The organism is Jejuibacter sp. L23 (assembly GCF_050815825.1).
Lineage (GTDB): Bacteria > Pseudomonadota > Gammaproteobacteria > Enterobacterales > Enterobacteriaceae > Jejubacter > Jejubacter calystegiae.
Genome location: NZ_CP138199.1, coordinates 2,137,781 through 2,149,868, shown reverse-complemented (window position 1 = coordinate 2,149,868; position 12,088 = coordinate 2,137,781). Strand labels below are relative to the sequence as shown.

Below are 12,088 nucleotides of genomic sequence, written 5' to 3'. Positions count from 1 at the left end.
ATAAAATTGAGTGATAAATATCCAGGCCGGGTCTGTGAATCATGCGTGATCAGCCAGGGGACACATCACCGCCCGGCCCTGGGTAGCGCGCCAGACATCGCGCCAGGGTATCGGGAGCAATGGGCTTGGTCAGACATTCGTTCATTCCAGCAGCAAAGCAATCCCGGGCAGCGTCATAGCGGCTCATCGCCGTCAGCCCAAGAATGGGTACCGGCGCCAGCCGTTGTGCCCTTTCCTGTTCGCGAATCCGCCGGGTCATGGCGAAGCCATCCATCACCGGCATGGTGCAGTCGGTAATCACCAGACCAATCTCCTGACGTCGCTGCTGCCACAGCGTCAGCCCCTCCTGGCCGTTGCTGGCGATCAACACTTCACGCCGTAAATCTTTTAGCTGCTGGCGCAACAGCCAGCGGGCGGGCGGATAATCTTCGACAATCAATACCCAGGCGCCATCGGAAGCAGGCTGCGGCTGAGCGACCCGGGCCGGGTGCAGGCTAAGATGCAGGCAGACCGTAGTGCCTTTCCCGACGGTGCTTTCAAGCGTCAGATCGCCGTCGGCACTCCGGGCCATACGGCGGCAGACCGCCAGGCTGAACCCGGTTTGCGCCTGGAGATGCGCCTGCGCTTCGGTACCGTTCAGCACCCGCTCCGGTGCGGCGATGCCCTCGCCGCTATCGCCCACCTCAATCACCAGCGGCAGGCGCCCGTCTTCCAGACGCTGCCCCTGGTAAACCGCCACAGTGATATCGCCCCGCCCGGTATGGCGAATGGCATTACGCAACAGGCTGGAGACAATACGAATCAGCAGCAGCGGGTCGCATTCGAATAACGGCGACGGTAGCGCGTTATCCACCCGAATCTGGCGCCCCTTCTCTTCGGCCTGCTGCTGGTAGAGCGCCACGATACTGTGCAGCAGAGAGGGCATATCCACTGTCCGCATACTACTTTGGTCGTCGCGTGCCTCGGCGCGAAAAATATCGAACACATCCTCGACCCTTGAGAGTAGCGCACAGGCTGACTCCCATGCTGTCTGGATATTGCCGTTACCCCCGCCCCGGCGACGCAGCGCCGCCAGCTCCAGTTCCAGCAGCCCGATCACGGCATTAAGCGGCGTACGCACTTCATGGCCCATGCTCTTCATAAAAGCGTTATGGGCTCGCAGGGTCTGTTCGTTTTCCGATTTCGCTGCTTCCAGTTGCGCCATCAGGGTCTGGGTGGTTTGCAGGCGTTCGGCGAACGCCCGCACCCGGTGGCGTAACTGTTTAATCCACAAGGCAAACAGAGCCACCAGCAGAACAATGCCCGCCAGAGTCGCGAACACCGCTTCTGAAGAGGGCAGCGGCAGTATCGGCGACGGGGCCGCCGCAGGGGCTTCGAGCCAGGCACCCGCCAGCGTTAGCAGGCGCTGGGGGGAAATCTGCTGCAGCGCCTTATCCATTATCGACCGGGCTTCGGCTTCCCCCTGGGGAAAGGCGAAGCCGACATTTAGCGGCTTAACCGGCAGCGACAGCGCCTGGTAAAGCCCCCCTTCGCCTTCCCGCTGCAGGTAGTAACGGGCGGTAAACTGCGAGGCGATGGCGCCGCGCACCTGGCGGGCGCGCAACTGCTCCATGGCAACGCTCAGGCTGGGTACCGGCACCAGTTGTAACAGCGGGTACCAGGTCTCCAGCCACGGCAACAGCGGATTATGCTGCTCAATGGCGATCTTTTCGCCGTCCAGATCGTGTAGCGACAGCGGTTTTTCATAGTCACGCGCCATCATCAGCACTGCCGGGGTAATCAGCCAGGGCGTACCGGTTCGCAGCGTCGCCTGAGCCGCTTCGCCTTCGCCGGGCACGCTCAGGGCATGGCTGAGCATCGCCCGAGGATAACGCCTTTTAAGCTGCTCCAGCGCCTCGTCATCGCTGGCGATTTGATACTCTAATACCAGCCCGAACTGGTCGTTCAGTAGCTCCAGCAGCCGGACGGCCAGCCCGTCCGGCTGCCCCTGGGGATTGATAAAACTGAATGGCGCGCGGCGCGCATCGAGGATCACCGTTATCGGCTGGTGCTGCTGCAACCAGCGGCGCTCCGCCGCGGTCAGACTCAGGCGCCGGGCTGTCTGCTCTTCGTCGCTGTCCACGCCCCAGCCGTGAATAATGCGCAGGCGGCTGACCAGCGACAGCCGCCGCAATACCTCATCAATCGCGGTCAGCAAATGCGGCGCGTCGCGATTAACGCCAAAGCTGAAATTGATGGCGCCCAGATCCCGTTCCGGAATCAACCAGACGTTATCCGCCTGACCGTCGCGGGTCAGGTAGCGAGCGGTAATATGATTAAGCGCCACGGCCTGCGCCTGCCCCGATGACACCGACTGAATAGCGTGATAGTAATCCTGAAACGCCCGGGGCGAAGGTCCGTCAGGATCAGGGTTTGGATCCTGACCCCGCATTAGCGCAAACAACCTCATATCGATATCCCGCTGCCGATCGTGGGCGGCGGAGGCGCTGACGATCACGGCGCTGTCCTGTAGCCACGCCGCCGAGGCCGCGACCCGCCCATCGCTTTCCAGCTCCGGTCGCCAGACTGCCAGCATGGCGATATCGCCGCGATTCAGAGCCGCGATGGCCTGCTCCCGGGTGGCGAAATAGCGCAAATTAAAGTGGAGTTTAAGGGCGGATTCGATCACCGCCAGGTAGTCGGCATCAATGCCCGCCAGCTGACCCCGCTCCATCCACAGAGTGACCGGAGGTTGCGAAGGCCCCCAAATTCCGACATTGATATAGGAATGATTCTGTAACCAGTGGCTGACCGCGGGCGACAGAAACAGCGCGGGCGGATTCACCACCATACGCGGCGCCAGCTGTAGCGGCAGACCTGCCGCTACGCCCGAAGGTACCAGCGCGCACAGCATCAGCCACAGCGCCATTATCACTCCACCGCGTTTTATCACCACCCGCCCCCGGTCAGCCATCTGGTTATCGATTAACAGGCCAGCAGCAGCGCCATATCATCCAGCTCCACCGACGGCACGCTGTAAACGCTCATTTCAATGCCGCAGGTCGCGGTGTCGCTATAAGTGTTCCAGTCGCTTTCCCCCTGTTCGCCCACCAGTTCCGCCAGGGTAAAGCGCTGAGCGGATGGTGCCAGCGTCTCCTGCTCTGCCGCTGTCGTAAACAGCCCGGGCTCGGCGCTTAACAGCAGCTCATCGATAAGCGGCGAAGGAACGGATGTTGCCGCGATCTGCGACTCGCTGGCGGCACTCAGACCGCGCGATGCATCAGCGCCTGCGTCATCGTCCAGTAGCGTAGTGGGGAGTTCGTCGTCCTGCTGACCGCGTGCTGCCTGCGAATCGTCGCTGGCCGCCTGGCTCATCCCCTCATACCGGGTCTCCTCGCTATCGATATCGCCAGGTACCGGCTGACCGCCGGTTGCTTCGTCCACCTGTGCTGCCTGTTGTAGGGGGAGATCGACTATCTCCGCCATGGCATAGCCGGGGGCCTGATGAATCACTTCCGGCGCGCTGTCGTCTTCTGGCGCAACATCGGACGACTGAGCGACGGATTCGCCCTGCCAGTCTGCCGCCAGCCCGACGCTGTGCGGCGGCGCCAGCGAAACCGTAGTGACTTCGTCAACGCAGGTGCGGCTTTCATCGGTGCTCAGCGCCTGCGGCGCAGCGGCGCGAGATGCCGCTTCCGACGGAGACTGGGGGATGTGGATCAGCGGGGCGTCGTTAACCAGATAGACCAGCTCATGGCTTACGTCAGTACCGGTATAGACCGCACGCGAATGGTTGTGCGCGTGAGTCATCCGGCTGAAACGCTCTTCTTCGTCAATCAGTTCGCCATCGCGGTTTAGCCATTCATGGTCGATCGGTGGGGATGAAAGAGGCTGAGATTCCCGCAGGGTGAAATCTTTGGGCCAGGGATATTGCATCGGAGATACTCCTTATCAAAAAAATTAAGCAGTCTGGTAAACCCAAAATGCCCACAAATTCTGAAGGAGTATCCGTTAAATAAAGCCAGGCCGGGTCTTGTTTTAAGGCGTGTGATAAAAATGAATAGGATTACTAAGCGATATTGAAAAAATCCCGCAGTGCGTTACTGCTACCGGATCTGAATGGGGTCTGTACCTGTCAGAATCGCCATAATGGTCATTACTTCATCAATCCCCACAATCAGTAACAAAGCCAGATATGATAAAAATGCCGTGGTTCCCAAAGAAACGCACCTTCGCAAACCTCCAGTTTCTGATGCCTTCCTCATGTGGATAAAGAGACAGAACGGATCTGCCTCTTTTTACAAATTACTTCTTCACTTTTATCTTCGGAAAATGGCTGGAGGAGAGATCGCCATAGGAACCGGACATAGGTCCGCCATCATAAATTACGTTCAGGGGTTTATCGTCCAGCACCGAACCACGGGCAATAAACCGGCGGCAGGAACTGTTATTCTCTTTCTGCCCCCCACACAAATAGACATTCCCGGTAGAATCGAAGGCAATACCAATAAATCCACTTTGGCCTGGTAAATCGAGTTGCGGGAACTGTTTCACAAAACGAGTCTGCCATTCACTGGTCGAAGAAGTATCATCAACGACCCATAGATTCCCCGAGCGCCCAATAAGCCATGCGCGATCGTTACCATCGAAGGCAATATCCGTCACTGCCTGATTCTCATTTTTCCCAAATGGAATAATACTCTCTCCCGGAGCAGCGACAATTTTCAATACACTTTTGGGAGGGTTTGGATTAGCGGGATCGTGTTTAAAGAGGCTGACATGATTGTCTGATGCATGAAAAAAGTATCCCATCCCATCCTGGCGAAAACCGAAACTATCAATAGTGGGATAACCTCCGGACAAGCTGGTAGAACGGGTAAAATGTTCTCCCGGACGTCCCATCCACATATTACTCTGGCTTTCCACAACATAATGCGTACCATCAGGCGCAATGGCATTACTCTGCCCATAATGGTGATCGGCATTATTGAGCTTTGCTTTCAGCTCGCCTGTTTTTGCGCTATGTGAATAGAGGTCACCGTTGTCATCTTTATTCCCAAGCCACCAGTAACGATCCTGCAAAACGATGGCATAAAGCTCATCCTTCTGGGGCGGCGGTAACGGTTTCTGATCTTCCTGTAGCGCAGGTTGCTCATCATGCTGGACAGGATCGGATTCTGGCTTCTGCACGGGTGGAGTTTCTGGTTTTGCCTGCTCCGTGTCTTGCGTCATTTCTGAATATTCATGGCACCTGCAGTGGCCTTGTTTTTCGCTACCCGGCCCACAAGCATCCACCAATTTATCCAGCACGCCAGCCAGTGTATTTACGGCCTGAATGATGCCTCCGGCGTGCTCGCAGATATTGCCCGATGCGCCGGAAGAGCCGATGACCTCCAGTTTATCCGCTTCTCCTTTTTTACTTGCCACGCTTTCATCCTGCGACACGCGACTGGCGCAGATGGTCTGCTTAAGCACGGCAGCGAAATCAGGTACCCCTTTCGTATAAATGTAGTGCTCGCCGCCGGTGCGTAACGCCAGACGCTTATATTCTTTCTCCATGGCAGCTTCGTCGGCAGGGGTAGGGTAAGGAGAGTCTTCGAAAGGGGTACCCAGGTAGGTATGGATCTTTACTCCATGACGCAGTGCGCTGGCTATTGCTTTATCGCAGGCCTGAATTTTCCCAGAATCAAGCGTCATTTCCCCACCTTCCAGGCTTTCATCGCCAAGAACGAACAGATTGCGTTCCGCATCCGGGCGCCAGTCGAAATGCATGCTAATATCTTCAACCGCCCTGGCGATATCTTCCTGCGCACCTGAATTCGCCACGCTGTCCTTGACCCGTCCACGCAGAGCATCTTCCGTGACGCCTTTTCCGGTAAGATACTGACGAACAGTCGTTGTAAATTCACTGTTGGCAAAAGCGCCTTCAATTCCCAGGAATTCTACCCGTAAATCAGAAGGGCAGGAACGCCTGGCATTTTCAACGGCGGCATCAAGCGCCTTGCTGAGCGCTTCCGCTTCATCTCCCATAGAAAGACTGGTATCAATCACTATAACCAGATCTACCGGCTTTAGTTTTTCGGTCATTAATCACGCTCCTTCATGGTTACAATATATTTTACATCGCGTCAGTCAGCCACTCGTGCAGTACTGATGATTTTGCAATGGCATTCATGAATAAGAAAAAGCAAGTCAGTAATGTAGCTAAAAGAGCATAGTTAATAAATTCAGGGTAAATAGCCAATCCGGTGCGGCCTGCCCCCTTCCGTCCGTAATTAATTGTTTTAAACGATATTGTTAAAAAATTTTAGGAAAATCCCCAACAACCCATTACGCTCACTCTCTTTTCCTTATCAGGAATCAGGTTTTATATCATCACAGCGGTAATTTTTTGTTCGCAGTTACGATAAAGAATGGCCGCAACCGCGGCCAAATAACCTGCCCATAATGCGTCAATCACTCCCTAATATTTTCTTTTCAGGAGCATAGCTTGTCTGCCTTACCAGTATTGCCTTTAAGTCCTTCATCAAGTCATTCTGTTCTTTTATCTGGATTTCAAGTTGAGAAACTTTAGCCTGTAAATCCACCACCTGTTCAGACATGAGCCCTTTTCCACCAGAATTCATTTCTTCCATTTTTTCACCTCATATTATTCAATGAAAATATGCCGCTTAGCTGGCTAAAACTAGAAACAGAATTTTTTGACAGATACTGCACTTTCATATCTCCTTACGTTTATTCTTATAATAAATTATATAATCCTCAAGACGCATGCATGCTTCGGTCAGATAACTATTAATTTTATCTTTCACAACGTCAGGCAAGTAGTGAAGTATCATCCTTGCCTCCCAATTGTCGATAGCCTTTAGGTTACAGAGCCTCCTGGTCTCTTGATTAACGGTAGTTTCCAGAATAAAACTCGCGACCTCCAGCCCATCAATAAGCTGCTCAGGTGTATTATTCCTCTCCCTCCCAATCGCCTTATCCCAATCACTTTCCAGTTCCATACCACTCTTCATCTCCTTCTCATTTTTAATAACATTATCTAACTGCAATTTAAGATGTAATAACTCCACCACCTGTTCCTTACTCAGTCCAGGTGATTCATAGGAATATCTGGTACGGGGGGGTAAATTTCTATTCATAATATTTCCTGCATGATCAGATATCAGAACTAACATTTATGCCTTCGGCATGTCGATCAGGTACATTTAAATAAAAAAACACTCTCTACCTCAGCTATTTAAAACTGACACCATCGGATTCAATTATATTACAACAGTCATAATAAACCTCCTTCACCTGACTATTAGCAATAGCGTCTCTGGTTCCCACTTTTATTTTTCTATCGAATTGTGATATCGAATAGAAAAATAATCCCGATATATATTACTCCCTACAAAAACACTCAAAAATCAGAAAAAATATGAACGAAGCGTTAACCACCAGTATAGATTATTTTTCATATACGCCACGATATTTACCAAAATGGAATTACACAACACGCTATCATGCTGATAATGAAAGCATTCGCTCACGAAGTATAGGATTTATCTCAGATAAAAACATATGACATCACATACCACAAAAATTTACCCCAGGCATTATTAAAACAAATAAACCTGTTATACAAACACTCTCACAATCACTGTATCCGGCTTCCCATATCGCCAGATCACTTCCAAACCCTTGTTGAAAACCTAAGGATATTCCTAATAAAGCAAAAGCATTAGATTAACGATTATAATATTACAGACTTGCAGTGAGCTGTTTGAATTATTGTCACAGACAGTGTCACTGTACGTCTGAACGGACCAGTTCTCTGTTTTCACCGACTGCTTACTCAGAAAGGAGCATACACATGAAAGTATTTTTTCTGCTCACTGGTATTGTGTCATTCAGCGCCCCGGTACTGGCGTCATCCGCTCTACCGAAAATACAAAATAATACCCAGTCAATGTTATCCAATAATACTCAACTCCATAAAGCGTTTAGCCCAAACAAATCGCCAGTTAATGATAATCTTAATGCCAGAGCACGCTGTGGCACTGAAGACCACCCCTGCCCTAAAAGGCAATAACTAAATCGTTATTAATCCGCTCACCTGTTCCTGGCTAAAAAGAAAAAAGAACAGATAGCTTTCAGGAGATTAACCACTATCAGCCTGAATGTTACGTGAACGCCAGGGAATTCGCTTAGAGGGTTGATGTCCTGGTCGTAAAGAGATGCCGATATCAGTAAAAAACCCCCTTGCGAAGGCAAGGGGGTTTTACCAGAAAGGAAGATTACGCACTATATTACTGCTGCTGGATTTGAATTCCTTGTTGGATCAGCAGTTCCACGTCGTGGCTATCACTCTGGTAGACGTTATAAACGGTGCCATTAACATTGACTTCGCCCAGCGCGTTCCAGCTTTCAATACCCTTATCGCCATTAATGGATTCCAGATTAACAATATCCTCCTTATCGCCGTTAATCATCAGCTGCTTACTGCCGTCCTGGAAATAGAGATCCTCTTTCCCCAGGGTCAGCACATCATTGATACTGATATTCAGGGTATTAGCGCCATGCCCTTCCAGCGAGACGCTATTCACGTCCTGCACCTGGTCGGCGACCTTTGACAGATCCAGCACCGCTTCATCGTGGTTAAGCAGCAGTTCGTGGCCGGTTTGGGTGAAATCCTCATCTGTAACATTATTTATTCCTGTTAATACACCGGCACTCGACAGCGAGTTATCGACCAACTTAATATTACTGATATTAAAATCATTACCAGTAACGCTTGCCGTATCATTAAAAATAGAAAAGCGTGACTGACCATCTTCTGTTGCAGTAAAAGTTACCGTATATGTTTTATGAACATTACCACCAGGTAAAACTTCACTATTCAATACGATATCGCTTCCAACCATCAGACCCAATTGTGCTAAATTACTACCTGCCCCCCATGACTCAAAGCTAAAAGTATAAATATGCCCTTTTACCAGCTCCATTTCTCGATAGAGAACTTCACCCTTAGGATCAGAATCAATGCCAGTACCTAAATACATATTACCAGATATCCAATAGTTATTACCGGGGTCCTTCGCATATCCTCCCCCTAAATCCCACCCCAAATTATTTTTATCAGAAAAATCCCACCCTGCCGATAACTGGTTATACGCTAAGGAAGCAGTTTGCACACTCGTGTTGCCTGCATTATCGGTCTGGGATGCACTAAAATTATAACTTCCAACATCAAGGGCTGAATCCGGCTCCCACTGCCAGCTACCATCCGCGTTTGCCTTAACGGTATCTACCGGAACGCCATTCTGATAAATCGTAACGTCGGCTTCAGCTTCCACACTACCAGCCGCACCACTTAATACAGGCGTACCCGTTGAGAAATCCAGAGTGACATCAGATGGTGCCAACGCCTCAGTATCCAGCTCAATACTAACCGGTACCGGCTGAATAGTTTCATTCGTCGCGCTGTCGGTATAGCCAACTTTCAGATCGTAGGTTGCATCATCCTTTAAGTTAACAGGTGTTGACCAAACACCACCGGATCCGGCAACAACGCTGGCTATGGGTATCGTGCCATTATAAATAATGACAACATCCCCTTCTTTTTCTGCGGTACCGCTAAACACAAGCTCATGTTTATTAGTCAGCCCACCAGAAGAGAGGTCCTGGCTACCATCGCTAATCACAATGTTAGTTGGCGCAGAAGGCTGTGTAATATCGTAGCCAATCGTCACCGGCGGGGTAGTCGGCCCCTCGGTATCCATCGGATCCTTAAAACCCACGCTCAAATCGTAGTTTTGCTCATTCGGCAATGTTACCGGCACGGTCCAGTTGCCATCCTTATCCACCACGGCTTCACCCAACGGGGTAGTTCCATCATAGACGATAACTTTGTCTCCCGGACGCGCCCCTGAACCGCTAAAGCGTACCGGGTTAGTGTTTGTGTCGCCGCCCTGACTCAGATCGCGGCCTTTATCATCCACAATGGCGATATCGTCCGGATTCGGCGCAGCCGGCGGGTTTTCATAAAAGCCCACATCGTAAACCGGAGAAGGATCGCTTTCATTACCCGCTGGATCTTTAAAACCCACGCTCAGATCATGTTTTCCGTCATTTTCTAACTCTACCGGCACGTGCCAGCGGCCATCCTCACCGACAACCGCACTACCTACCGGTTTATCGCCGTCATAAACAATGACGGTATCGCCCGGCGTCGCGTTCTCGCCGCGAAAATCAATCGGGTTAGTTTTACTGTTGCCACCGGCCGAAAGATCCTGCCCAGCGCCGTCGGTCACGGTCATATCCGCCGGATTCGGGGCTGTCGGTGGCTGTTTATCATAACCAATACCGACTTCCGGTGTACGCTCGCTCTCATTACCTGCCGGGTCTTTAACACCGACACTCAGATCGTGCTTCTGGCCGTCTTCCGGCAAAGTCACCGGAATATGCCACTTGCCGTCTTCGCCGACGATCGCACTACCTACCGGCTTATCGCCGTCGTAGACAATCACGGTGCTGCCCGGTTCCGCTGTACCACTGAAGTCAATGGGATTCTTATTGGTATCGCCGCCCAGCCCCATATCCTTACCGTTACCGTCGCGGATCGTCAGATCGCCGACCATCTCCGGCTGCGTTGCATCATAGCCAATACCTACTGGCGGTGTACGCTCGCTTTCATTACCGGCCGGGTCTTTAACGCCGACGCTCAAATCGTGTTTCTGTCCGTCTTCCGGCAGGGTCACCGGAATATACCACTTGCCGTCTTCACCGACGATCGCACTACCTACCGGCTTATCGCCGTCGTAGACAATCACGGTGCTGCCCGGCTCCGCTGTACCGCTGAAGTCAATGGGGTTCTTATTGGTATCGCCGCCCAGCCCCATATCCTTACCGTTACCGTCGCGGATCGTCAGATCACCGACCATCTCCGGCTGCGTACCGTCATAACCCACCCCTACCGGCGGTGTACGCTCGCTCTCATTACCGGCCGGATCCTTAATACCCACGCTCAGATCGTGCTTCTGACCGTCTTCCGGCAGGGTCACCGGGATATGCCAGCGGCCGTCTTCGCCGACGATCGCACTGCCAATGGGCTTATCGCCATCGTAGACAATCACGGTATTGCCCGGCGTGGCGTTCTCACCGCGAAAATCGATCGGGTTAGACTTACTGTCACCACCGGCCGAAAGGTCCTTGCCATCGCCATCGACAATAGTCATATCCGCCGGATCTGGCGTGGCAGGCGGGGTGGTATCGTACCCCACGCCTACCGGTTCGGTGCGCGGCCCTTCGTTACCCTGGGGATCTTTAAAGCCCACGCTCAAATCGTGCTGCTGGCCATCTTCCGGCAGGGTCACCGGAATGGTCCACTTACCGTCTTCACCGATAATCGCCTCAGCAATCGGCTTATCGCCATCATAAACAATGGCGGTATCCCCGGGGCGACCGGTACCGCTGAATACCAGCGGCGAGGTATTAAAATCGCCGCCCTGACTCATATCCTTACCGTTACCGTCACGAATGCTCAGATCGCCCGGCTGCGGCGGCGTATTGTCGTGGTGATCGGAACCCTTATCGTTACTGTTTTTAACCGCCACCGCCACGCCGGTAATAGCCGCCACCGCCGCCAGCGCGCCAGCAGCCAGCATTCCGGCAGACATTCCCGCCAGCAGACCGCCAGCGGCGCCTAAGCCTACCAGGCCAGTGGTGGCAGTATTGCTCAGCAGCAAGGTGGCGCTGGCGCCATCTTCCAGCATAGAGAAGGCTTCGCCGTCGCCCGCCGCCGCGTAGGTGTGGTAAGTACCGTCTTCGGCCATTCCGGCCAGTTCACCCTGCTGGGTGTAGAAATCTTCAATAATCAGATCCGGCTGCTCTGCGCCTTCCTGAGTGAATACCTGCAGATCGTCACCGACGCGCTTCACCGTAATATGCTCAGGGGCCGCGCCGTCCTTTCCCTGGGTAATTAAATATTTCTGGCCTTTGGCCGCTTTAATATATATTGCCTGGCCCTGAGGCGGTAATTCGCTGCTGCTAATTATTTCATTACCGTTAACGACCATAATATTGAGTGGTGTGCTGTTCATAATTCGCTTCCTGAATCATT

The 12,088-nt window shown here is 52.4% G+C and carries 6 protein-coding genes; all 6 read right to left on the bottom strand.

Annotation, left to right across the window (positions count from 1 at the left end; genetic code table 11):
• Positions 1-49: 49 nt before the first annotated feature.
• The 6 genes from SCU88_RS09860 to SCU88_RS09835 all read right to left on the bottom strand — a co-directional run bounded on the left by SCU88_RS09860 (position 50) and on the right by SCU88_RS09835 (position 12,068).
• The gene (locus SCU88_RS09860; protein WP_175339897.1) at positions 50-2,908 is read right to left on the bottom strand and encodes a response regulator; all 2,859 of its coding nucleotides are present in this window, start codon (positions 2,906-2,908) and stop codon (positions 50-52) included.
• Positions 2,909-2,964: 56 nt separating this feature from the next.
• The gene (locus tag SCU88_RS09855; protein ID WP_175339896.1) at positions 2,965-3,915 is read right to left on the bottom strand and encodes a hypothetical protein; all 951 of its coding nucleotides are present in this window, start codon (positions 3,913-3,915) and stop codon (positions 2,965-2,967) included.
• A 369-nt stretch (positions 3,916-4,284) separates the two neighbouring features.
• Positions 4,285-6,066, bottom strand: coding sequence for a hypothetical protein (locus SCU88_RS09850; RefSeq protein WP_175339895.1), 1,782 nt, complete (start codon positions 6,064-6,066; stop codon positions 4,285-4,287).
• A 365-nt stretch (positions 6,067-6,431) separates the two neighbouring features.
• Positions 6,432-6,614, bottom strand: coding sequence for a hypothetical protein (locus SCU88_RS09845; protein WP_175339894.1), 183 nt, complete (start codon positions 6,612-6,614; stop codon positions 6,432-6,434).
• 84 nt (positions 6,615-6,698) lie between these two features.
• Positions 6,699-7,124: a hypothetical protein gene (locus tag SCU88_RS09840; RefSeq protein WP_175339893.1), complete on the bottom strand. Its 426-nt coding sequence runs from the start codon at positions 7,122-7,124 to the stop codon at positions 6,699-6,701.
• A gap of 1,152 nt (positions 7,125-8,276) precedes the next feature.
• Entirely contained in the window at positions 8,277-12,068 is a 3,792-nt protein-coding gene (locus tag SCU88_RS09835) for an Ig-like domain-containing protein (protein ID WP_175339892.1), read from the bottom strand.
• Positions 12,069-12,088: the final 20 nt, after the last annotated feature.

Bases quoted from the DNA above. Each gene is read 5' to 3' on its own strand.
- SCU88_RS09850 (WP_175339895.1), bottom strand. From the start codon at position 6,066: ATGACCGAAAAACTAAAGCCGGTAGATCTGGTTATAGTGATTGATACC.
- SCU88_RS09860 (WP_175339897.1), bottom strand. From the start codon at position 2,908: ATGGCGCTGTGGCTGATGCTGTGCGCGCTGGTACCTTCGGGCGTAGCG.
- SCU88_RS09840 (WP_175339893.1), bottom strand. From the start codon at position 7,124: ATGAATAGAAATTTACCCCCCCGTACCAGATATTCCTATGAATCACCT.
- SCU88_RS09855 (WP_175339896.1), bottom strand. From the start codon at position 3,915: ATGCAATATCCCTGGCCCAAAGATTTCACCCTGCGGGAATCTCAGCCT.
- SCU88_RS09835 (WP_175339892.1), bottom strand. From the start codon at position 12,068: ATGAACAGCACACCACTCAATATTATGGTCGTTAACGGTAATGAAATA.
- SCU88_RS09845 (WP_175339894.1), bottom strand. From the start codon at position 6,614: ATGGAAGAAATGAATTCTGGTGGAAAAGGGCTCATGTCTGAACAGGTG.